The sequence below is a fragment of the Leptolyngbya sp. GB1-A1 genome (assembly GCF_039962475.1).
GTDB lineage: Bacteria > Cyanobacteriota > Cyanobacteriia > Elainellales > Elainellaceae > Leptolyngbya_A.
Genome location: NZ_JAMPLI010000009.1, coordinates 114,693 through 138,659 on the forward strand (window position 1 = coordinate 114,693; position 23,967 = coordinate 138,659).

Annotated in this window: 19 protein-coding genes; 6 read left to right on the top strand and 13 right to left on the bottom strand. The window is 51.8% G+C overall.

The annotated features are described in order from the left end of the window. Window positions 1-140 precede the first annotated feature (140 nt). Complete coding sequence (locus tag NDI45_RS11985) at window positions 141-890, top strand: HEAT repeat domain-containing protein (protein ID WP_190790821.1); 750 nt, start codon at window positions 141-143, stop codon at window positions 888-890. A gap of 11 nt (window positions 891-901) precedes the next feature. Here the strand turns inward: NDI45_RS11985 and NDI45_RS11990 are convergent, their stop codons facing one another. Both NDI45_RS11990 and NDI45_RS11995 read right to left on the bottom strand, forming a co-directional pair. After that, complete coding sequence (locus tag NDI45_RS11990) at window positions 902-1,405, bottom strand: GNAT family N-acetyltransferase (RefSeq protein WP_190790820.1); 504 nt, start codon at window positions 1,403-1,405, stop codon at window positions 902-904. A 116-nt stretch (window positions 1,406-1,521) separates the two neighbouring features. Further along, complete coding sequence (locus NDI45_RS11995; protein ID WP_277879058.1) at window positions 1,522-2,682, bottom strand: RpoD/SigA family RNA polymerase sigma factor; 1,161 nt, start codon at window positions 2,680-2,682, stop codon at window positions 1,522-1,524. A gap of 1,051 nt (window positions 2,683-3,733) precedes the next feature. Here NDI45_RS11995 and priA point away from each other — a divergent pair. After that, window positions 3,734-6,298, top strand: coding sequence for a primosomal protein N' (gene priA / locus NDI45_RS12000; protein WP_348247463.1), 2,565 nt, complete (start codon window positions 3,734-3,736; stop codon window positions 6,296-6,298). 105 nt (window positions 6,299-6,403) lie between these two features. On the opposite strand, the gene NDI45_RS12005 is transcribed toward priA, so the two are convergent. From NDI45_RS12005 to NDI45_RS12045, 9 genes are all read right to left on the bottom strand, one after another. After that, window positions 6,404-6,847 (bottom strand): ferredoxin, encoded by a 444-nt coding sequence (locus NDI45_RS12005; RefSeq protein ID WP_190792269.1) that lies wholly within the window; start codon window positions 6,845-6,847, stop codon window positions 6,404-6,406. 72 nt (window positions 6,848-6,919) lie between these two features. After that, on the bottom strand, window positions 6,920-7,318 hold the full coding sequence (locus NDI45_RS12010; protein ID WP_190792267.1) for a DUF1257 domain-containing protein: 399 nt from the start codon (window positions 7,316-7,318) through the stop codon (window positions 6,920-6,922). A gap of 65 nt (window positions 7,319-7,383) precedes the next feature. After that, window positions 7,384-7,593, bottom strand: a complete 210-nt coding sequence (locus tag NDI45_RS12015; RefSeq protein WP_190792266.1) for a DUF2997 domain-containing protein — start codon at window positions 7,591-7,593, stop codon at window positions 7,384-7,386. 496 nt (window positions 7,594-8,089) lie between these two features. Further along, window positions 8,090-8,674: a hypothetical protein gene (locus tag NDI45_RS12020; protein WP_190792265.1), complete on the bottom strand. Its 585-nt coding sequence runs from the start codon at window positions 8,672-8,674 to the stop codon at window positions 8,090-8,092. 99 nt (window positions 8,675-8,773) lie between these two features. Next, on the bottom strand, window positions 8,774-10,009 hold the full coding sequence (locus NDI45_RS12025) for a type II secretion system F family protein (protein ID WP_190792264.1): 1,236 nt from the start codon (window positions 10,007-10,009) through the stop codon (window positions 8,774-8,776). A gap of 157 nt (window positions 10,010-10,166) precedes the next feature. Then, window positions 10,167-11,282, bottom strand: a complete 1,116-nt coding sequence (locus NDI45_RS12030; protein ID WP_190792263.1) for a type IV pilus twitching motility protein PilT — start codon at window positions 11,280-11,282, stop codon at window positions 10,167-10,169. Between the two features lie 71 nt (window positions 11,283-11,353). Further along, on the bottom strand, window positions 11,354-13,354 hold the full coding sequence (locus tag NDI45_RS12035; protein ID WP_348247464.1) for a GspE/PulE family protein: 2,001 nt from the start codon (window positions 13,352-13,354) through the stop codon (window positions 11,354-11,356). 357 nt (window positions 13,355-13,711) lie between these two features. Further along, window positions 13,712-14,221 (bottom strand): J domain-containing protein, encoded by a 510-nt coding sequence (locus NDI45_RS12040; protein WP_348247465.1) that lies wholly within the window; start codon window positions 14,219-14,221, stop codon window positions 13,712-13,714. A 575-nt stretch (window positions 14,222-14,796) separates the two neighbouring features. Next, complete coding sequence (locus NDI45_RS12045; protein ID WP_190794448.1) at window positions 14,797-15,639, bottom strand: hypothetical protein; 843 nt, start codon at window positions 15,637-15,639, stop codon at window positions 14,797-14,799. A gap of 133 nt (window positions 15,640-15,772) precedes the next feature. On the opposite strand from NDI45_RS12045, the gene NDI45_RS12050 reads away from it, so the two are divergent. Both NDI45_RS12050 and NDI45_RS12055 read left to right on the top strand, forming a co-directional pair. Further along, entirely contained in the window at window positions 15,773-16,846 is a 1,074-nt protein-coding gene (locus tag NDI45_RS12050) for an FAD-dependent oxidoreductase (RefSeq protein WP_190794447.1), read from the top strand. A 343-nt stretch (window positions 16,847-17,189) separates the two neighbouring features. Continuing rightward, on the top strand, window positions 17,190-19,826 hold the full coding sequence (locus NDI45_RS12055; RefSeq protein ID WP_348247466.1) for an ELWxxDGT repeat protein: 2,637 nt from the start codon (window positions 17,190-17,192) through the stop codon (window positions 19,824-19,826). Between the two features lie 397 nt (window positions 19,827-20,223). On the opposite strand, the gene ruvB is transcribed toward NDI45_RS12055, so the two are convergent. Beyond that, entirely contained in the window at window positions 20,224-21,336 is a 1,113-nt protein-coding gene (gene ruvB, locus NDI45_RS12060; protein WP_348247467.1) for a Holliday junction branch migration DNA helicase RuvB, read from the bottom strand. Window positions 21,337-21,528: 192 nt separating this feature from the next. On the opposite strand from ruvB, the gene NDI45_RS12065 reads away from it, so the two are divergent. Both NDI45_RS12065 and NDI45_RS12070 read left to right on the top strand, forming a co-directional pair. Next, window positions 21,529-22,053, top strand: coding sequence for a hypothetical protein (locus tag NDI45_RS12065; protein ID WP_348247468.1), 525 nt, complete (start codon window positions 21,529-21,531; stop codon window positions 22,051-22,053). A gap of 110 nt (window positions 22,054-22,163) precedes the next feature. Next, window positions 22,164-22,616, top strand: a complete 453-nt coding sequence (locus NDI45_RS12070; protein ID WP_190794443.1) for a hypothetical protein — start codon at window positions 22,164-22,166, stop codon at window positions 22,614-22,616. Window positions 22,617-22,626: 10 nt separating this feature from the next. Here NDI45_RS12070 and NDI45_RS12075 read toward each other — a convergent pair whose 3' ends face one another. Continuing rightward, on the bottom strand, window positions 22,627-23,967 hold the full coding sequence (locus NDI45_RS12075) for an O-antigen ligase family protein (RefSeq protein ID WP_348247469.1): 1,341 nt from the start codon (window positions 23,965-23,967) through the stop codon (window positions 22,627-22,629).

Below are 23,967 nucleotides of genomic sequence, written 5' to 3' on the forward strand. Positions count from 1 at the left end.
GCCTCATCCTGCTCAGGAAAGATCACCTCAACCAGAGCCGGATTAGCCTGATTCCAATATACCGTTTTGGTTTAAGCAGACGGAATAGACCTACCGATCGAGCGTAAACGACAGGGCAAGCTTTGCTGTAAAGTGGCAGTATGTATGACAACGACGACTTAACCGTACTCAATGCTGAGCTGGAGACTGATCCGCTAGATGCGATCGAGCCAATCGACGCTGAAGCCGAAAAGCCTGATCCAGACGTGATGCTGCGGCTGCTGGACTCTGACAATAACCAGCAGAAAATGCTGGCTGCCCGTGCATTTTGCGAGCTCGAAGACGATCGCGCCATTCCCGCTCTGATTTGCCTGCTTACTGATGCCTGTCCTCTGATTCGGGTCAGTGCTGCCTATGGCTTGGGGCGCAATCCCAGTTCCGATGCTGTAGAGCCGTTGATTCATCAGCTTCAGCGCGATTGGAATGGCTATGTCCGCAAAGGCATCGTCTGGGCACTAGGAAACTGCCGCGATCGTCGATCGTTAGAACCCTTGATGCGAGCCTTGAGAACCGATATTTCTGCGGTGCGGCTCTGGGCGGCGAGTGCCCTGGCGCAAATGGCAAGTATCGGCTACGAAGCCATTATTACCGCACTGCCTCCTCTCATTGAAGCTCTGCGACGCGATCCGGTAGCGGCGGTGCGAAGTAACTGCGCCTGGTCGATCGGTCAACTTTGCCGCGAACTGCCTTCAAACGTGGTGTATGCAACGGCGATCGATGCCCTGATCGAAGCCTTCGCCGAAGACGAGGAAATGGGCGTGCGCGAAGATGCCCGTTCAGCAATGCTGCGAGTTGGCGATCCACGTGGGCTTCAGGTGATTGAGACGATCGAGCGGGAAGGGTTGATTTAGGGGGGAATTGATTAAACCTGCTGTGCCAGTCGATCGATTGCCTCGCCCGTGACGCGACAGATTCGCCAGTCGGGAAGTACCATTGCGCCCATCCGCTCGTAAAAGCCGATCGCCGGAGCATTCCAGTCGAGGACGCTCCATTCCAGCCGCCCATAGTCTCGCTCCACCGCCAGTTTGGCAAGGTGAGACAGGAGGGCTTTGCCAATGCCCAGTCCGCGATAGTCGGGCAGCACAAACAGATCTTCGAGGTAGATTCCGGGCTTGGTTAAGAACGTTGAATAGTTGGTGAAGAACAGCGCGAATCCCACCAAGTTTCCGGCGACCTCTGCCACGATCGCTTCTACACAGGGACGATCGCTAAACAGATGCTGCTTGAGCAGATCAAGACTGCCCGTCACCTGATGCGACAGTTTCTCATATTCCGCCAGAGCTTTAATCAGCGCAAAGATATCTGCTGTGTCTGCGGGCTGTGCCGCACGAATCAGAACAGTTTGAGACGGTTGAACAGAAGTCATGGGAGATCAGGTTGCAAATCGCCTCAACCAGTATTTCAGCAATTGCTAGCGTTTGCGCGATCGTCTGAAACAAATTCCCAGTTCCGCCCAAGATTGTTGTTCGAAGAATTCCCGATTTAGCGCAGCCAGCTTTTGAGCCGAGCCGCCACCTGAGGACGACGCAACTTTCGCATTGCCTTAGTCTGAATTTGGCGCACCCGCTCCCGCGACAAGTTAAAAATGCCGCCCACTTCTTCAAGTGTGTGGGTTTCGCCCGTGGTTAAGCCGTAGCGCAACGCAATAATGTCCCGCTCCCGCTCGGTCAGAACTTCTCCCAAAACCGAGTAAATTTCTTGCCGCATCATCGATTCGCTCATTTGAGCTTCGGGCGACTGGGTGCTGTTGTCCTCCAGCAGTTCCATCAGTTCGGTGTCTTCGCCTTTGCCAACTCGGTGGTTTAACGAGAGCGATCGACGACGGACCTGCTGCAAGTTTCGCAACTGCTCTGGGGTCATTTCCAGGGATTCTGCCAGTTCAGTCTCGGTGGGGTTTCGGTTGAGTTCTTTCCGCAGTTCCCGATGCGCTTTTTTCAGCTTGTTTAGCTTTTCGACGATGTGAATCGGCAGGCGGATGGTACGGGCATCGTTCGCGATCGTGCGGGTGATCCCCTGACGAATCCACCAGTAAGCGTAGGTCGAAAACTTGTAGCCCTTATCGGGATCAAACTTTTCGGTGGCTCTGTTGAGACCGAGTGCGCCTTCCTGAATCAAATCTAGAAAAGGGACACCGCGATTGAGATAGCGTTTAGCAATCGACACCACCAGCCGTAGATTTGATCGAATCATTTTACGCTTGGCAACGCGGCTCAAATACAGCCGATGTTCGAGCTGCCGTTCAGAAAGCTCTAGCGCAACGGCGATGTCTGATTTAACCGGGGGATGTCCGAGCTGCTTTTCTAAACGGTTTCGCAGTGTTTCCACATCTGCCAGAAACTTGACGCGTCGAGCTAGCTCGATTTCTTCGTCGGGCTTCAGCAGCGGATAGCGTGCCATTTCTTTAAAGAAAGCACCCACCGCATCGTCAGATATCGTTTTGCGGTATCCCGAAGCAGGATTGGTCAATAACTCTTCGATTTCCTCAGAGTCAAATTCAATCATGGCTCCGCCGTTTTCTGCCGTGGATTGCGACTCGGTCTGCTCGATCGATCGCAAGTCAATTGGAGTCTGATGCAGCAAATCGGGCTCGTCAAAGGTCATTAGCTGAAGGGAATCTGTCATGTCCATAAGAGTATTTGTCATGCGTTTGTCGGAGTCAGGATGAAATTACAAGCTAAATTACAAGCTACAAAGGGCAGGATGAGATAAGCGAGAAGCTTTAATTCATAAAAAGCTTAAGTAACAGAATTAACAAAACGAATGAAGGCTGCGAGAAAAGTTTTAGTTGAAACTATTTTTCAAATTAAAGAATCATTTAATTTTTCCTATCTTGAACTGTTATTTCCTGCTGGATTTGTCCAAGGGCGATCGAGCCATTTGACCCTACAAACCATTAGATTTTCAAGGGAAATGCGGTTTACTCACGTTAAGAAGCTAATTATGGGTTAAAGCCCCTCCCCACAGGGGTTTCAACTTTTCCGCACGATATCTTCTAGCTAAGGCTAATCTACAGGAACTTTGCCAGAGCTAAGCCTAACTTTAGAGGGAGTTAAGCAATAAGCTGTTGACTGCTGACTGAGTAACCTAATGCGCCCTTTTGAACCGGTGCTTGCGTCGCGAATTTTCTACTGAAAATAGACAAACAAAAACCTAATCAATTTGAACTTAGCCGAGACACCCACCATTATTGTTGCGCTCTATAACGCTGCTGAATGAATCACACTACTAAAGCGTTCATTCTGTTGCCATTGACCGGAGCGAGTAAAGTTGAGATTACTATAGCAAGCTTCTGGCAAATGGCAAGAGCAATGGTCTTTATTTTTCAATTCGTGCAGAAAGGTTGCTCTACAAAGCCTAAACGAGGCATCTTTGTTAACTTAAATAAATCGGAGATTAGCACTTTCCTTAATTCACCCCTTGCCGTTCGATCGAGCAGAAGGCAAATTGAGTCACCCGAACTCCTTTGATGCAAGTGATGCAAGACCGAATTCTGATGCAAGACCGAATAATGTATCAAGTCAGTCATAGTCTAATTGGATGCGTGTCTATCTATAGGCAGATTTGCGGTTTTTTCAGTATCAAAATCTCGATAGACTGGCTAAACTGCAACAACCTCACCCCAAACTGCTACACTCTGCTACATCCAGCGTGATTCGTCAACTACTGCGCTACTTTAACACTGCCGCTTGATCTTATGCCAACCGTTCGTCCACTGCGAAGCAGTTCCCCCACTGGGGTTGTCGCTGCAATGCCTGACACCCCCCTCACCGCTGCGGGAAAGTTACCAATTGCGGCTGAAGCAAACGTGTCCTACGGGTCGTTCCAGTGGGTTGAGGTGCTGGTGGATTGTCCAGGAACTCAGGGACTCTATACCTACCAGATCCCTGACGATCTCAAAGTGCAGCCTGGAGATGTGGTTAGCGTGCCCTTTGGGACACAGCAAGTAGGCGGCATTGCTATTCGGTTGCTTAGTCAGCCTCCCGACCTGGATGCGGCATCGATTCGATCGATCGCTGAAGTCGTCTCGCAAAACTTCTTCCCGCCGGAATATTGGTCGTTACTCAATCAGGTTGCCGACTATTACTGCACGCCACTGATGCAGGTGATCCGGGTTGCCCTGCCGCCGGGATTACTGGGACGATCGCAGCGACGCATCCGATTGAAACCTGAAGCGATTCCAACTGAGGCAGATTTATTCTTGCAGCCGATCGCTCGCCGATTGCTCGAACTGCTTCAGCAGCAGAAACAGGGCGATTATTCCTGGCAATATCTTCAGCGACAGGTGCGCGGAGCCGATCGAGGATTGCGCGATTTGCTGCGTCGGGGCTGGGTGGAAAGCTATTTAGAATCGCCTGCTCCCATTCGTCCCAAACAGCAACGTGCCGTGACTCTGGTTGCCGATCTGCCTGCAATATCGCTGACACCTAAACAGCAAGAAATTCTGGACGTGCTGAAGCGCAGCGGTGGTGAACTGTGGCTGACCGAACTGCTGCAAGTCTGCCAGGTTACGTCATCGGTGATCAAAACGTTGGAGCAAAAAGGCTGTCTTTTAATTCATGCTAGAGAAGTGCTGCGAAGGGAATCAGGCACAATCGCCTTCGACCAACCTAAGCAGCTGAATCCTAACCAGCAAAAAGCTTGCGCTGAAATTACCGCCTTAAGCACCTATTCAACGGTGCTGCTGCATGGCGTCACAGGTTCAGGCAAAACCGAGGTTTATCTTCAGGCGATCGACCCAGTACTGCGGAGTGGCAAATCGGTGCTGGTGCTGGTTCCCGAAATTGGCTTGACGCCGCAGCTAACCGATCGATTCCGGGCAAGGTTTGGTTCGCAGGTTTATGTCTATCACAGTGCCCTAGCAGACGGCGAACGCTACGACACCTGGCGGCAAATGCTCAGCGGCAGTCCTCAAGTGGTGATCGGAACGCGATCGGCAATTTTTGCGCCCTTACCCAAGCTGGGATTAATCGTTCTTGATGAGGAGCATGACAGCAGCTTTAAGCAGGATCAGCCTGCGCCCTGCTACCATGCCCGTACCGTCGCTCAGTGGCGAGCAGAACAAATTAATTGTCCTCTAGTGCTGGGATCGGCAACGCCTTCGCTGGAAAGCTGGCTGGCAAATCATTCAACCGTTGCTCAAGGTTTCGCTGAACAGCCCGGAACCCAAACTCTATATCTTTCCTTACCCCAGCGAATTCACGACCGCCCGATGCCGCCGATCGAAGTTGTGGACATGCGCGAAGAATTGCACCAGGGCAATCGATCGATCTTTAGCCGATCGCTTCAGTCTGCCCTTGCTGAACTGCCGCAGCAGAAACAGCAGGCAATTTTATTTATTCATCGACGCGGGCACAGCACCTTTGTCTCCTGCCGCAACTGTGGTCATGTGCTGGACTGTCCCCACTGCGATGTCTCTTTGACCTACCACCAACCTCAGCCCGGCGGCTATGAGTCTTTGCGCTGTCACTACTGTGGCTTTGGTCAAGGGCATCCGCGCACCTGTCCCGTGTGTGATTCTCCTTATTTGAAACACTTCGGCAGCGGCACACAGCGCGTTATGCAGGAACTCAATCATCTGTTTCCCCAGCTTCGCTGTTTGCGCTTTGATAGCGACACGACCCGCGCTAAAGGAGCACACCGCGCTCTGCTGACTCGCTTTAGCCAGGGAGAAGCCGATGTGCTAGTGGGAACCCAGATGCTCACGAAGGGAATCGACCTGCCCCAGGTAACGCTGGTGGGAATTGTCGCAGCAGATGGCTTGCTTTATCTCTCAGACTACCGGGCAAACGAGCGGGCATTCCAGACACTCACCCAGGTGGCAGGACGGGCAGGGCGAGGGGAACAGCCAGGGCGAGTCATGCTTCAGACCTATTCGCCCCCGCACCCGGTGATTAAAGCAGTGCAGGCACAAAACTACGAGGCATTTGTCCAAACGGAGCTAGAGTATCGAGCTGCGCTCAGCTATCCCCCCCACGGACGACTGCTGCTGCTGCGGCTCAGCGGGTTTGATGAAGCGATCGTCCAGCAGACTGCAATGGAAATCGCTGCCTATCTTCGCACGATTTATTCCGACCCCGACGACAAGCTGCTTGGACCTGCCCCCGCCTCGATCGCCCGTGTTGCCAATCGCTATCGCTGGCAACTTTTGCTCAAGCTCACGCCCGACTCCCAGATGAGGCTTGATTTTGCTGGACTGCGATCGGTTTGTCCTACCGGAGTGAGCTTAACAATCGATGTGGACCCGCTGAACTTCCTGTAGTCGAACTGTAGTCGAAAATTTCAAAAAGCGACAAAAACAAAAAAGGGAGCGTTATGCTCCCCAATGACCTACTCTTCTGACCTTAACCAAGACGATAGAAGTGCGTTACGACTTCTTTTTCTGCCGTCGCTTCGCTGCTAAAACTGCCTTATCTACAGGAAAACCCGCAACCGGAATCACCTGATACTTCCGCTCCTCTTCAAGCCGCCTTAGCTCGGTGTAATCGACCCAGTGAATACAGTCTACTGGGCAAGTGTCGATAGCCTCCTGAATCACCTCTTCTGAATCGCCATCCTGCCGAATGACGCGAGAGCGACCGTGATCGGGTTCGATATAGAACGTGTTGCGGGCAACATGGGCGCAGTGCAGGCAACCAATGCAGGTTACTTCGTCCACATAAACCCCTCTTTGACGAACTACGCCGCCCAATTCGGGTTCAAGTCCAGTTCGCTCAGGCGCATCTCGAAGCTGTCCCCCCAGCTCGGGCTCAAAACCGCTTGGAGCGGAGGAGTCAGTCGGGAGGCTATCAGAAGACCAAGCCGCAGACATCGGAGAAAATTCAGTCATCGCATCCGCACTCAAGAAAGAACTCGCGGAAATTAGGATTGTGCCTCGAAACAATTAAACGGCTGCGCCAGCAGTCCAACGTTGCAGCACCAGACGAATCGAGCCATCCTGGTTTTGCTGCTGTTCGGTCAGCTGAAAGCCTTGCCGAGCGGTTTCCTTCATTACTGTGTGGTAAGCATATCGCTGCGTTACCCTCTTCAAAAAGCCTTCAACCGAAAGCGGCTGCCGCCAGTATTGCAGGTCAGCGACCAATTCATACTGAGCATCATTCTGGCTAAAGCCGATGTCGTAACCGTTGTCTTGCTCGATCACAACATCAGCGGTCCGGCTCTGCCCACGATAGCCGCGAACAGGCTGTGGACCAGCTTTCCACTCGATTCCCAGATCGGTCAACGCCGACTGAAGCGAGGTCAGATCACGAATTTGGGTTTTGATTTGGCTAAAGTGAGACATGGGTAACTTTGTATAAAATCGTTTGGACTATGGTTTGGACTATTGCTTGAACGGCAAAAGCGGATCTACCACTCGCCGAAAGTGGTTTGAGCTTGAGCAGAAATCGATTGCTGCACAGGCTGAGCATAGTATTCCGAGGTCGTTTCTTGACTGATAACCTGACCAAGCTGAGCTTCGATCGCCGCTGTCACTTCGGCACAGGAGGCTCCAATAATCCCAGTCACCTTTTCTTGAACGCGACCATCTGGATGAATGATGAATTCCAGCGTCTCCATTCGACCCTATCCGCTTTCAAAAGAACCATTCGAATGAGATGAACTAGCCTGCGCTGTCGATCGCTAACCGCCAGCAGCCCACTAAAGTTGCCATAAACCTATCGGCTACCCAACTCAGCACCAAGCTTCATCAAAGTTGACCAAACCAGGAAATCTGAGTTGAAACGTAAGAAATATTAGTAGACCCTTGAGGCTTTACTTCAACTCTTTAAGTTAGTTTCGCTTAACTCCTCATAGCAGTCAAGGATACCTAGAGATAGAAAAATTAATCTCATTACCTCTACCTTTCTAGAGAACTCAAGAACCTTAAAGAATTGTTAAATTACGTAACGCTCGTTAGAAGCTGAATTACTCCAATTTTCAGGAGCATCTCAGTTTTGCCCTTATAGTCCTCAGAACTCCCTATCGCTCGACTGATAGGAATGCTCCTACTTTATAGAAATATGTCTATGACTTCAGCGACTAAAAATATAGATTGGATCCGCAAAGCGGCGGTTTATTCTTCAAGATTAGATGCCTCTGCGGTTGGTAGAGTAAGGCTTTCATCTTCAAGGGCATAGACCGTTTGCATAACATAGGGTAAACCTGCGCCGCGCAGTCCACGCCGAATGCGATCGGGTGTTTCTGGAAACAGCACAAACAGAGGGTAGCTCTCGTTAGATCCCTCGCTGAGCAAATGAGCTTCTTGCTCTGACATCACCCATTCACAACCCGGATCAAGCAGAATTTGGGTTTTGCGCCAGCGACTCAGCATATCAGAAAAATCTTCGGTAGGACGGTGAATAAAGACAATCACTTCGCCACCTGCTTTGATCCGCCACTCTGGGTCGCACATCAGAATCGCCAGATCGCAGGGTAACTGAGCTGTCTGACTAGAAGAAGCGGTTGAGTCGCCCACCGTTGCCGCTCGAGTTCGCGTCCGAATTAGGGGCAGAGGCAGCGTAATCACGCTTTCATCCGGTCGTCGCATACTGGGAATCATTTCTAGATAAGGGCGATGCTGCTTCAGCAACTCGATCGCCCCCCGCCGATCGCTACATTCCGCCAGAAGTTCTTCGTATTGAGCTTGTTTAACAGGCATAGGCTTGGGCAAAGTCTCAGCAACAAAAGTTTCAGCAACAACAATGCCCCATAAAGGGGCAGAAACCGATTGCGTTGATGACGATACGAAAGCAGAAGGTTAGCCTTTAATGGCATCCATCACGCTGAAGATGGGTAGATACATTGCAATCAGAATCGAACCAACCATTCCCCCTAACACCACGATCATAATCGGTTCCATGATGCTGGTGAGTGCTTTTACGGCTTGCTCGACTTCATCTTCATAGAAATCTGCGACCTTCATCAGCATGGTATCAATTTCCCCGGTTTCTTCCCCAATGCTAATCATCTGAATCGCCATAATCGGGAAAACCTGCGCTCGCTGGAGGGCAAGACTGATCATGCCGCCCGTCTGGACTTCCTGCTTTGCTTCATCAACTGCATTAGCAATGACCTGATTTCCTGCGGTATCGCGCACAATCTCCAGAGCAGTCAGAATCGGAACCCCCGAGCGCGACAGAGCACCAAAGGTACGGCAAAACCGCGCTGTCGCCGTCTTCTGCACTAGATCACCAAACAGCGGCATCTTCAGGAAGAAGCGATCCATTGTCACCCGCCCAACTTTAGTGTTGTAGTACTGTCGGTATGCAAAAGCGGCGGCAAAAATCGCAGCAACCAGCAGCAGCACATAGGGACTTCTCAGAAATTTGCTAATCCCAATCATAAATGCCGTGAAGGGGGGTAGCTGCGCTCCCAGTTCATCAAAAATGTTGGCGAAGATGGGCAGCAGAAAGATACACATTCCCAGGAAAATAATCGTTGCCAGAGTACCAACGGCGATCGGATAAGTCATCGCTGACTTAATCTGGTTTTGCAGTCGTGCCACATCCTCTAGCAGCTTTGCCAAGCGGTTCATGACTTCGTCGAGTACCCCGCCGACCTCGCCCGCCTGCACCATACTCACGTACAACCCATCAAAACAACTTGGGTGCTTTCGCATGGCGTCCGAGAGATTGGTTCCCTGCTGCACATCTGCACTGACTTCCTGAAGGGCTTTTTTCATTTTGGGGTTAGGGCACTGATCAGACAGCACCCCCAGCCCTCGAACCAATGCAACACCTGCATTAATCAACACCGCGAACTGTCGCGAGAAAACCGCTTTATCCTTCACCGTCACACTGGTCATGGCGGTTTGGATGTCTTCTAGCTTAAAGGTGCTGAGCTTTTCAAGCAGCCCTCGATCCTCGGTCAATTCCTGCACGAACAAACCCCGCTCCCGCAGAGCTGTCCGGGCATCGCTGGGAGACTCAGCGACAATGCGTTCACGTTTGGGATTGCCTTTCGTATCTCGCGCTCGAACAACGTAGGTAGGCATAGTTCGCAACCAAATGAAATGACAAGGATTGAGCGTTTCGGCTCTGCTCAGTCCTGTTGATCCTACCCTGTTCTATTCATTTGACTGACAGGGGGAGATAATTTGCTAAATCAGGACTGGGGAAAGCCCAGAACGGCCGGGGCATCAAGAAGCGTGATTAGTGAGCCGCAGCCATTCCTGACTTTGCAGATCCCGCAGGCGGCGCACCAATCAATCTCTGAAGTTCATCGGGTCTAGAGGTTTTAGACATGGCAGATTCAAAAGAAATCAACCCAGACTTATACTGATCCGCCAGTACTTTCTCCAGGGTTTGCATTCCCAGCTTACCGCCCGTCTGAATGGCTGAATAAATCTGAGACGTTTTGCCCTCACGAATCAGGTTTGAAATCGCAGGCGTCACGACCATGATTTCCTGTGCCATGACTCGTCCAAACTCATTGGGTTTAGGATTTTTGCGCGGTACAAGAGTTTGGCTAAAGACCGAGACTAGAGAGTTTGAGAGCTGAACTCTCACCTGCTGCTGCCGCTCGGCCGGAAACACGTCGATAATTCGGTCAACGGTTTGAGCCGCCGAACTGGTGTGCAGCGTTCCAAAAACCAGGTGTCCGGTTTCCGCCGCTGAGATAGCCAGAGAAATGGTGTCTAGATCGCGCATCTCACCGATCAGAATGATATCGGGGTCTTCCCGCAGAGCCGCCTTGAGCGCATTGGCAAAACTCTTGGTGTCCTCGCCGAGCTGGCGCTGGTGAACAATGCTTTTGATTGGCTCATAGACAAACTCGATCGGGTCTTCGATCGTCAGAATATGCTCTGCTCTGGTGCGGTTGATCAGATCGATCATGGCTGCTAGGGTTGTTGTTTTCCCGGAGCCAGTTGGTCCTGTCACCAGGATCAGTCCTCTTGGCTTTTCTGACATCTCGCGCACCACATCTGGCAAGCCCAGCTTATCGAAGTTCGGAATTTTCGAGCTAAGTGCCCGCAAGCAGGCGGCATAGGTTCCCCGGTCTTTGTAGACGTTGACCCGAAACCGCGCCAGTCCCTTCACACCATAGGAGCAGTCCAGCTCCCAGTTTTGCTCCAGGTTTTTGCGCTGGGTATTGTTGAGCATACTGAAGATCAGTCGCTGGCATTGATCTGCGGTCATTGGCTCATCGCCGATCGGAGTTAATTTACCGCTAATTCGGAAGTAGGGCGGAACCCCGGCGGACAGGTGCAAATCAGAGCCACCCATCTCGATGAGCTGTTCCATCAAATCTTCGATCATTAACTCCATGTGGTTATCTCCGTGATTGATGTGCGTCTACTGGCAGGTCTTTGTAATTCAGCCGGGGAAAAGGGCAGCAATTAATCCTGGAAGCGAGGCGTGGTGCAGTAGGGGCAGTCCAGCCACTCGATTTTTAAGTCTGCGGTACAGCAGCGACAGGTCAGAGAAGTTTTGCGTTTTGCCTTTAGCTCTGCTTCCAAACCTGAGTCCGTAAATGTAACCCGCTCAACTTCTTCCAGCGTGGTTGATCCCTGCCGCACCAAATTTAAACTGTAGGCTAGCAGCGTCTTCATTCCTTCTTCGACCGCAGCTTCCTTAATTCGTTCGGTGGGTGCGCCTTCGGTAACCAGGGTCTGGATTCGCTCGGTCACCCGCATCACTTCATAGACCCCGCAGCGTCCCTTGTAGCCCACGCCGTGGCAGGTAGAGCAGAGCGTTCCGGCGACTCTAGCTTGCTGCACTTCCTCATGGCTTAGACTGGTTGCCCGATACAGCATCAAGTCAGGCTCCGCCGAACTCGACAGCCCAAAGCGAGAAAGCTCTTCTGGCGTGGGGTGGTACGCAACCCGGCATTCAGAACAAACGCGACGCATCAGACGCTGTGCCAGGACGCCAATGAGCGAACTGGATACCATAAAGGACTCTACGCCCATTTCTTCCAAACGAGCCACTGCGCTTGCAGCATCGTTGGTGTGCAGCGTGGTTAAAACCAGGTGTCCGGTCAAGGCTGCTTCGATCGCCGTTTTTGCGGTTTCCTTGTCCCGAGTTTCACCCACTAGAATCACATCCGGGTCCTGCCGCAGAAATGCCCGCAGAATGGAGGCAAAATCCATCCCTTTTTCGCGAATCACCTGCACCTGAGTCAGACCGGGAAGCGAGTATTCGATCGGGTCTTCGGCAGTGCTGATGTTAACGCCCGGATCATTTCGCTCTGCCAAAGCCGAGTAGAGCGTTGTTGTTTTTCCTGAACCCGTTGGGCCTGTCACCAGGATCAGTCCGAAGGGACGCGAAACCATTTCTTGAACGATCTGCAGCGTTTCCGGGTCGGTGATTAGCTTGTCGAGTCCGAGCTGAGTTGCCGAGTTGTCCAGAATTCGTAGACAGATTTTCTCGCCGTAGCGACTGGGCAACGTGTTGACCCGAAAATCGACCTTGCGATTGTCGAACAAGCGGCGAATTCTACCGTCCTGCGGCACTCGGCGTTCGGCAATATCCAGGTTCGCCATGATCTTGAAGCGGGCAGTCAGTGCCGGGATGATTTTCTTTGGCAAAGGCTCTAATCCCTGACGCAATACCCCATCTTTGCGAAAGCGAATGCGGAGAAACTCTTCCTGTGGCTCAACGTGAATGTCAGAAATGCCATCCTGCAAGGCTCTCGCCAAAATTTTGTTTGCTAGAGCAACGATCGGTGCAGCCTCCGGGTCTTGAAGTGCTGCATCCAGGTTTGCCTCAGCATCATCAGCGGTGTCTTCCAGATCCAGATATTCCAGGTTTTCGATATCGCCTTTGACATCGACTTTGGACTCCAAATCAAGCTGCTTCTGGCGTTCGACCTGCTGATCCAGGTATTGGGAAATGAGACGCTGATAGTCTTCGGTCGTGATGACCATGCGCTGTAACGCTAAGCCCTGCGGTCGCAAAATGTGGTTCAGGTCGTCCTGCGCTGCTAGGTCATCCGGGTTGACCATTGCCACCAGCACAAAGGGTGGATCATCGCTGCGCGAAAGAGGAATGAATCGATAGCGACGGCACAGATCAACCGGAATGAGCGATTCAATGAGCTGGCCAATCTGGGTGGTATTGATCTGGCTGAGTTCCGGGTCGAGGGACTCAACGCCGTAAAGAATTTTCAGCTCGAAAAGCTGCTGCTTCTTATACTGGCGAATCAGATCGGGCGGTAAAGCCTGACCCGTCAATGTCATCAGCACATCGGTTAGCGGTTTACCCGATTTCCGGCTCTCTACCAGAGCTTGCTGCATTTGCTCAGTATTGACGTAGCCGGACTGAACCAGCTTATTGCTGAACGGGGAAAAGTTGTGCTGGACGACCAGGGCACGCCGCTGCGATGAGGAGTTTGCCATAGGCTGATGCTGAAATCCCTACAAAGCTGAAATCCCTACAAATAAGAGTGTGCCCACAAAAGACACCAGAATTAAACGGTTTGAGATGATCTTGGTAATGATGATCTTGGTAATGCGTAGAGCGGCACAAAAAACCAGAGAGGCATTCTATCGACAAATAAATTTGCCCCGTGCAACTGTCGGCAACAGGGTACGCATTTGCCATGCTGATGGTAAAGGGATCTTACCTGGAGCGATCGAATCAGCTTGTGCCCTGGATCACAGTAAGACTGCAAAGCATGCGGACAGTTTCCCTCGAGCCAGTCTTTATAGCATGAGGGCATTGGGGCACAACACCTGCTGAGGATGTGGTGTGGCTCAGGGCAGAAGGGCGAAGAGCAGCGTTCTCAACTGTCCGATCGGCGGGTCGATCATTTGCAGCGCAGATCCACCTCGCGCATAGGCAATGGCAACGGCAATCAGCAGACAACCTGCAAACGTCAAAATCAGGCTAAACAGCGCGAACAGTTCTCCAGCAGACAGGGGGCGATCGGTGGGGTCGAGGTAAGCAGACGATCGATACTTGCGGCCTGCAGAAACAGGACGATTCAGATCGGCAGGCGGCTGAATGACGGTGAAGCGAGAATAACCAATTTTGCGATCGTAGGCAAAGCGTCGGTCGGGATTGCTGAGCGTGGCGTAGGCTTCGTTAAGCTGCTGAAACTGGGCAGTGGCGATCGAAGCGGGCAGGGAAGTTGTGTCGGGATGATAGAGCTTACTGAGATCTCGGAATGCCTGCCGAATTTGCTGCGGAGAAGCAGAAGGATGGAGCTTGAGCAGGTCGTAGTAGGTGGTGGTGCGCTGATTCTCAGATAAGGTTTCTGTCATCGCTTGCTTCCTAAATTCTTTCTTGTTAAATAAGTTTCGGTTCTGAGAGCGACTCTAAAAAGTAACAGCAAAGCAAGTGCCAAACCATAGAGCTAAAGGAAATTCAATTTGCTCTTATTATTCGATTTCTCCTTATGGGGAGAGCAGTGAAGTTAATTCAGGAACTACATCACCATTGAGCGATTCCGCAAATATTTTGTTAGTAAAGTTTCATCAGTCAACGTGGCTTTAAAGATGCGTTTCAAGCGATACGTTGTTTAACCCAAAAATAATTTAACTGGGAATAAAAAGGTTTGGGGAGCCCCAGAAAAAGATAGTCTTTTATCCAGAAGCATCTTCCTCATAAAGCTAACTTGATAAAGCTAACTTGCTCACTAAGCCATCGATGAATCAAGCGATCGCAAACTTTTCTCAAGTCAATCGAGCGACGCGCGCAGACTCCCCACATTTCTTAATGAGTAATTTGTATTCTAGTCGGACTCGTTCTGAACACCCTGAATAAAGCCATCTGAACAAAACCATCTGAAACTGCGATCGCTGCGATTAACGATTCTCTATCGCCAACATACCTTGCTTTAAGCAGGTTGAAAATCTGCCATTCGCGTGAGGCGGATTTGTGCCAGGGTAAAAATGACCGGAATGACACGACTGTAATTAGTTGCGACAGTACGCCATCCCAGATCGGCAAAAAACCACATCCACAACGCAGGACCGACGAACGCCAGCAGGCTACGAGCAGCCCCATATCGAGCCGCGTTAACCGCCATCCCACGGGATGCTACCTGGAGCGCAGCCTGATTTTGGATTTGAGCTGCAACTGCCGCTCCGCCGTGGACGACCGCCTCTTTTGCGACCTGATACGTTGCCCAGTGAATCGCAAACTGCCGGGCTAAAATCTGCAACAGCCAGGGACGAATCATAGAATTGACCGCCAGCGCACTGCCTCCCTTCAGCAGCAGGCCCACCGGATCATTTTGAGGCGATCGAGGCAATTGCTGAGCCAACTGCGATTCATTGACCACCTGCTGAATCTTGCCATTGAGTACCCGTTTTTCTGAGGCAGGCAAATTTTCCCAGGCGCGGTGCAGCAGATACAAAAAAATCTCGGCTTCTAGCTCTTCGGTGGTGAAGCTCTGGGAGTAGGGAAGCTTGAGATAGCGGCAGACCCGTACCAGAATTTGGCGATAGCTGATATCCGACGACTTGCGGCGCAGCACAGTTACACCATCCGCCGCCAGAAACCGAAATCGTTCTTCGATCGCGTCAATCTGCGCTTGGCGGGATTGGCTGCATACTTCGATCGGCTGAGGCGTGTAAACATAGTCAAGCGGATTAAATCGACGGCGAAATAGAATTTCGGTTAGGAGATGGAGTTCTTCGTCGTTTGCCAATTCCAGAGGCACTCTTAATTCGTCCAATGCTCCACCCTCCTCCATCATCCCGTGAACGTAATTTTTGAGAGATTTTTAATCGTAAATTCAGTGGCTATAATTTGACAGCCATTTCCCCATATTCTACTGAAAGATAGAGGATTTCATCCGAGGGACATCAATGGAAAGTGTGGATGTCGCTGTAATTGGGGCAGGACTAGCAGGGTTAACCTGTGCCCAGCAACTTCGGCAAGCAGGCTATCAGGTCATTGTGCTGGAAAAATCACGCGGATTGGGCGGCAGAGCAGCCACCCGACGATTGCTCGACACCTGCGCCGACCACGGGTTGCGTTATCTGGACGAGCAGGGCAACCGATCGCAGGAATTCATCGATCGGCTACTGAGCGCGGGCGTGATAACTCGCTGGACAGAAGTAGCTCATACCCTAAATACCTCTGGGCAGATCAGAGCCGATGCTACACCCTCGCCTCGCTACATTGCACCTGCGGGCATGAGTGCGATCGCAAAAGAGCTGGCGATCGATCTAGATGTGCGGCGAAATCAGCGAGTGGGGTCAATTTTTCCCACCCGGCAGGGCTGGAAATTTACGATCGAAGCTGAGCAGACAATCGCTGCTCCGGTGGTTGCTCGATCGTTGGTAGTTGCCATTCCTGCACCGCAGGCACTCGCCTTACTGGAGCCAATCGCTGATTCCGAAGCGTTCGCTGATTTTGAAGAATTAGAAGAATTAAAAGAAATGCAGCTCAAGCTGCGATCGGTTCAGTTTGACCCCTGCATAACTGCAATTGCCGTTTACCCCGCAGCGCGACTGGCTGACTTACAAGCCGTTGTTTGGAAAGCCCTGACGCTGGAGAGCGATCCGATTTTGAAATGGATTGGGTTAGACAGCAGCAAACGCCCCAACGCTACTCAGCCCGTTTTGGTGCTGCACAGCACTGCTGCTTTTGCAGAACAGATTTTTGATGCGCCGGATCTGCGAGCGATCGGTCAACAGATACTCGATCGGGCTGCCCAGCGGTTAATGCCCTGGTTCAACGCGGCGGAGTTACTTCAGGTTCACCGCTGGCGATATGCATTTGTGAGGCAATTCCTCACCGAATCCTGCCTGATCAGTCGAGTGCCGCTGCCGATCGTCTGCTGTGGGGAATGGTGCGGTGGACAACAGGTAGAAACCGCATTAGCCTCTGGGGCAGCCGCAGCCGTGCAGATTGAGACAATGCTTAATAAGAATTGAGGGGCGATGTCGCTGAACGAATGACGCAGGACGCTCTCAGTGCTTTGGGTTTAATTGTTTTGGGTTTAATCCTGTCCTTTTACTTACCCCGCACCTGACGATTTCTCTCAACTGCTTTACTGCTGCCAAGATGCAATCCGTGAATTCCAGGTTCATCCGCTAACTATCAGCAACCATTACTAATATTGCTCTGTAAAATTACGATCGCTGCTTTTTCCGTATTTTTTGGAGTTCTTTGTTTCTTAATTAAGCAGTTATGAACTGCGAAGCGAATTTGTCAAAGTTATGACAGGTTTATTCGCGGCACGGGGAAAGCTAGGGCAGAAGCAATTGGGCAATCGATATGCAAACAAGAGCCGATCGTGATAGCCAACTGGGCGGAGCAAAACTCCTTGGCTCTTCTGCCAAAGGTTCTCTAAAGCAGAAAACTGACCTGGATGATCTTTATCGCTTTAGCGTTAATGGACGCAGTCGTGTCGACCTTGCACTGACAGGGCTTGCAAAAAAGACCAATGCAAATATCGAGCTATATCGACTGGCGCGCCCGTTGCGTCAAGTTGTCCGCAGCATTGGCAAAATCGACTTTAGACAACTCCGAGGAAATCAGCGACGGGGAAATTTGCAGCTTGTCGGAGCATCCAGACAGGGTGGTAACCGCAATGAACTGATCAGTACAGAACTGGAGTCGGGCGATTACATTGTGCGAGTTACGCAGCGTCAGGGAAACTCTAGCTACCAGCTCAGACTATCCAATACTCTGATTCTGCCTTCCGTGCCTCCGGTTGCGCCAACTGACCCGATTTCGCCTCCTCCGCCAACTGACCCGATTTCGCCTCCTCCGCCAACTGACCCGATTTCGCCTCCTCCGCCAACTGACCCGTCTGTGCCAATCCCGTTGACTATTCCAACCTCAAGTCCGGTTTCAGGTGCAGTGAGCGATACAGCTCAGCAGACGACCTACTCTTTCAGCATTGCAACTAAAGGCGATTATCTGTTTAATCTGGCTGGTTTGACGGGCGATGCCAATTTACAAATTCTGGGTGCAGATCAAACCACGATCGTTAGGACTTCAGCGAATGTAGGCGCGAATCCAGAACAGTTCCTCCAGTCAATGGCTCCGGGCAACTATTTCGTTCGGGTTTATCAAAAAGCTGCGGGGGAAAACTCAAACTATCAGCTCACCATTACCGCCCAGACCGATGGAGTCAGCAATCAGCAGAATCCTGCGACTTTGATTCCCGGACTTGCCGATGCCACATTGACTCGCCGCAACTATGTAGGGAACGGCTTAGCATCTCCCGTAGACTACTATGAATTCACCACACCGTCCAGCGGAGCTCAATTCTTGACGGTGGAAATGGTTGACTTGTTTGACAACCTCGATATCGAGCTTTACGAGAAACCTGCTGATCCCAATGCTGCTCCTGATAAAAACATTGGGCCCTCAAACCGACCGGGAACCAGCGCAGAAATCTTTGGGGGAACGCTGGGCGCAGGTAAAACCTTTATTCTCAAGGTTCTGCCGGGTAAGGTTCTGCCGGGTGAAGAAGCTGGAACTGGCTCAACCTATCGGCTAAATCTTCGCCTCAGCCCCACCCAGTCACTCCCCAGTGTGGCTCGCGATATTGCTTTTGGTAGCTCTGGCTCTAGTGCATCCAACTTAACTGCGGTCGGCGGCTTTGCCTATTTCACCGCAAACGACGGCACGGGTAACGGGCTCTGGATCAGCGACGGAACGCTGGACGGAACCCGAGAACTGGGCAAGTTTAGTGCGATCGGTGAATTTGCTGCTGTGAACAACACGCTTTATTTCACCGCAAACAACGGCGCAACTGGTCTGGAACTATGGCGATCGGATGGAACTGCCGCCGGAACGAAAATCGTTGTGGATAAACTGCCGGGAATCACGAGCTTTAACCCCACCAAGTTTACCGTCGTTAACAACCGTCTCTACTTCTTTGGGCAACCTGGAACCAGTGCCGCGTCGAAAGGTCTGTTCTATGTTGATGCAACGGACACTTCAAGCGACCCGATTAAGGCAGTCGTTGATTCCACTAACAATGTTGCGTTTAACCCGCTGTCATTCAACAATCTGACTGCGTTGGGCAACACGCTTTACTTCACAGGCAGCGAGGGCACGGGGTCAAGTGGCACAGGCAACGAACTGCTGCGGATTCAAAATGCGAACACTTCTACCCTGATCAGTACCGCAAAAGACATCTGGCAAGGAGCCGATCCCTCTAACCCGCAACACCTCACACCCGTTGGCAATAGCCTTTTCTTCCAGGCTCGCGCTCCCCTCAACGGTCCAGCCCAAACCGAACTCTACCGCTTAAATGCAGACGGCACCACGCTCACCGCATTTGATCTGCCTCCAGAACCGCTCAACTCAAATCCGAGCAACCTGTTTGAAATCAACGGAACGCTTTACCTCACAGCAAATGCAGGTAATACTGGCATAGAGCTATGGGCACTGCAAAATGCTGAAACGGCAGTAGGTTCGCAGGCTGCTACACCGCAGATTCCTGTGCGGGTACGCGATATTAATCCGGCTGGCCCATCGAGTCCGTCTAACTTTGTAAATCTGAACGGAACGCTTTACTTCATTGCAGACGATGGCACAGGGAAATCGCTCTGGCGGACAAAGACTGAAACCACGAATGGACAAACAGCAATTACCGCAGAGAAAGTGTCTACGGTTAACAGCAAATTCAATGGCGTAACGGATATCAAGAATTTGACTGTCGTGGGTCAGGGTACGGCAGCGCGGCTCTACTTTGTGGCAACTCAAAATAACGACACAGAAGTTTGGTTTAGCGATGGCACCGCAGCCGGAACGGGCTTCTTCGATGTCAATAGTACGGGGTCATCCACTCCGGGGCAGCTCACCAACATTAATGGTCGCCTTTTCTTTATTGCCTCGACAAACGAGCGCGGTGCAGAGCTCTGGAGTTTTTCTGGAATTCCTGTTCCGTCCTAGCCTGCCAAAGTTGTACCCCTGTTGTAGCTAGACTTTTATTTCTACTGCATTTCCACAGTCATACTCAAAAGTGATACTTAAAAGGGAGGTGAGCTTCGATCGCTGATCTCCCTTTTTAATTTAATAAACTTGCTTGGAAAATTGCGTTTCATCCGTAGTGGTAAGCGCGATCGCGATCATCGTGTTTCCCGCCTGAATCAGAGGAATTGTGCCAGTTGGGGACAGAGGGATTGCAAAAGCGGAATGGGTATAGCAGAACCCTGCCCAGAATTGACCCGCGGGGGGAGACGGTTCGAGCAGTAATTAATGACTTTTCTAAACTGCCTCTAGCATCACAAGCTAAACAGCCGTTATTTAATGCCCATATTTAGTACACAGGCAATAGAGTTTGCTTCTCTTACCGCAGAAACGCCATTTGTTGACTCGGCGGCTCGTAGCCCAGATGCTTCCAGGCCGCAGGGGTAGCAATTCGTCCGCGTGAGGTGCGCTGAAGGTAGCCGATTTGCAGCAGGTAGGGTTCGTAAACTTCTTCGATCGTCTGAGCGTCCTCTCCTGTCGCAGCAGCCAGCGTTTCCAGGCCCACCGGACGACCCGCAAAATTTTCGATCATCACGGTCAGCAGACGGCGATCGGTCAGGTCTAATCCGCAGGGATCGACCTTGAATAGTTCCAGCGCATCGGCGGCAAGGGGTTGATCGATCGTGGCTCCTTTGGCTCTGACTTCCACAAAATCTCGCACACGGCGCAGTAACCGATTGGCGATTCGGGGTGTGCCTCTGGCGCGGCGGGCAATTTCGCTGGCTCCCGCTTCGGTGGTGGGAGTGTTGAGAAGCTGGGCGGTTCGCAAAACAATTTGCGTCAGTTCGTCTAGCTCGTAAAACTGGAGCCGCTGGATAATGCCGAAGCGATCGCGTAGTGGCGAGGAAAGTGCCCCCACCCTGGTCGTTGCTCCGATTAGCGTAAACCGCTGCAGCGGAATGCTTCGCATCCGGGCACTTTGTCCTTTGCCAACGGTGATATCTAGTCGGAAGTCTTCCATTGCCGGATAGAGAATTTCTTCGGTGACTCTGGGCAATCGGTGAATTTCGTCGATAAACAACACGTCGCCCGGTTTCAGCGTCACCAGTAGCCCAGCGATATCACGTGGACGTTCCAAAGCCGGAGCGGTAGTAATTTTGCACTCCACACCCATTTCTGCCGCCAGAATCAGCGACATTGTAGTTTTGCCCAATCCGGGCGGACCGTAAAGCAGCAGATGATCCAGTGCCTCTTGCCGTGCCTGAGCCGCTTTAATCGCAATCTCCAGCACTTCCTTCAGTGCCTTTTGTCCCACGTATTCTTTGAGCTTTTGGGGACGCAGGGTTTCTTCTTGCCGACCCGCTTCTTCTGGGCTGGCACTGGGCTGAAGCAGGTCATCCGGGGCAGCGACGACTCTGCCTCGGGTTTTGCCATTCGAGCCACCCGGCTTTGGGCTGTCTGGTGAAGGTTGCTTAGAGGAAATAATTGCCATAGGGCGAACTGCTGCTATCCGAGGGACACGCTGGATTTAGTGCATCTGGACTATTCCAGGCTTGACTGAATTCTATAGCGTTTTTAACAAAGTGAGAGAGGCTTTTCGCTAAATCTGCGGCATACCAATGTCTGCGGCATACAATGAAAGCTCCTGAGTGAGAAAGTTCCCGACTGATGAGGAAGCAACCCTATGCTAGCCGTTCCTGCCAATATTTCCTTTCAGCAAGCGATCGAGCTAACTCAAGCTTTAGTGTCTCGCATGGAACAGGGTACACTATCTGACGCTGAAATTGCACAGACAATTGCGGCTTTGGTTCAGACGGTAGACGGCGCACGCGGCTTTTTTGTGGGGTATCTGACGGACGATCGCTCCCTTGCCGACCATCCAACCGAAGCAGTAATCAGTGCCCTACGAACGTCACCTGAAGTCGCTGCTGATCTGCTGGTGAAAAACCTGGCAATGTCTACCGCGGTGGCAATCACTCACCGTCGTAATGACAATTTAGATATGGCGCAGGGATCGGACCGGGTTCGATCGCGTACAACCGCCTTAATTCAAAAGCTTCAGCTTCCTGAAATTGAGCAAAAGGCGAAACAGCTCCGGGCAGCTACGGAAACGGGCGGCGGGGAGTATGAGGATTTTTTGAATCGATGGAAGTATGACACGGAGCAGCGGTTGGCGATTCGGGAGGCGATCGAGCAGGTGTCGGGGTAGATGGGTGAATGGCTGGATGAGTGAGGAGATGAGGAGATGAGGGGACAGGGTGCGGGGTGCGGCTTTAAACGACCTTTGTTAGATTGGCGGGTTAGGTCGGGGAGCAGAGAATGGACTGGACGCAGGGATTGGGAAATCGGGCAGTTGAAGGGTTTTGGCGATCGCTGATTGCACCGATTCAGGAATGGCTCGACCAGTATCCGTGGCTAGAATGGCTGTTGCAGCATCCGTTGTGGCTAGTGGGGCTGTTTGTGCTGGTCGTTTTTTTGTTTGCCGGGCTGCTTCAGGCGATCGGGCGGCTGACGGAGAACATTTGGCTGACGCTGCTGGGGCTGCCATTTCGCTTGATAGGCTGGGTGGTCGTGGGGTTGGTTTGGCTGGTGCGGTTTGTCTTTGGCAAGCGTCCATCCGAAGTGAAACCAATCTCAGAAGTGGAGTTAGCCGAAGTGAAGCCCGAAAATCGGCTGCAAGAATTGCTCGCTCGGCTAGATGCGATTCGCTCTGAAGAGGAAGCTTTGCTGCGGGAAGTAAAAGAGATTTTAGCGGCGAAGGAGGACAAGTAGGGGCACTCGATCAGGATTGGGATGCAGGATTGCTTTTGGGGATAAGCGTGTAAAGCCCGCCTAGAGCCAGCCAGTTGAGCAAGTTTACGCGGATGTCGTGATAGGTGACATCAAACAGGGCAAAGGCACTGAAGGCGAGCACTGCCAGTAGATAGCCTGTGAGCAAGGCTTGACGGTTCGATCGAATCAGGTTTGGATCTTTTGCCGCGTCTGAGAAGATTGCCCGTCCTGCCCGAAAGCATAGCCAGCCAATAAACAGGGTGAATCCGATCGCCAGGGGAAACCCCGCTTCACTCGTCAGCAACAGCCAGAAATTGTGAGGATGAGTTGCATCGGCGCATTCGACCGGAATCACGCGATAAACGCGACGCTGAGCCACGCATTCAGGGAACTGAGCCAGCAGGCGATCGACATACAAAAACTTAAAGTTGCCCAGCCCCCAGCCGAGCCAGGAGCGATCGTGAATCAGTCCGCCTGCGATTTGCCAAATCCGTAAGCGGGAGTCATCGAGCCAGGTCAGGGAAAGCGATCGTCCGCCAATGCCAAAGCCGATTGCGCCTGCCATGATTCCGGTGAGGCTGATCAGTCCAGCCATCAGGACAATTCGATTCGATCGATTCAGAATGCTATTGACCAGAATTAGCAAAATGGCGATTAGCAGACCGTTGCGAGAACCCGAACTGAAGATGCCGAGCAGCGTGGAGTAAGTGCCGACATACAGCAGCCGTTGGCGGAGGGACGGCAATCGAGGCGGCGCAGTTTCCCCTGGAGAGCTATCAGGTTTGAATGACTGGCAAACGCTTTGGTAATACAACACCCCCAGCCCCAACGCTAGAATCACGACCAGATAAACCGCCAACGAATTCGGGTGATTAAACATCAGCATTGCCCGACCTGCATGAGGAGCAGAGCGTATCCAACGCACAAAGGGAATTCGACGCAGCGATCGGGGTAATCCGTCTGCCTTGAGAACCGCCTCGACACCGGCATAAAGATTAATCGGAATCGTGGCAATGACCCAATCTGTCGTTAGGAGTGCTAACCGCTCTGCGTTCTTAAGAAAGTGGGGCAAGACGGCAAACAGCAGAAAAAAGGGCAGAAAGTGAATGAGCTGGAGGAAGGCTTCGCCGCGATCGTAGGCAAGCAAAGAACTGAGCATCAGCAGCCCACTCAAAATTAGTAAACTGTTGCGCGTTGGACGATCGATGGCTGATTTACCGTGAGTCAGCGCGTAGCCCATTGAGGCAGCAATGCCCACCATGCTGATCACATACAGGTATAGAAAACCAGCCAGCGACCCGCGAAAAATGCGATCGAACAAACGGTTCTGCGAGGAAGGCGTTTCGGTCAT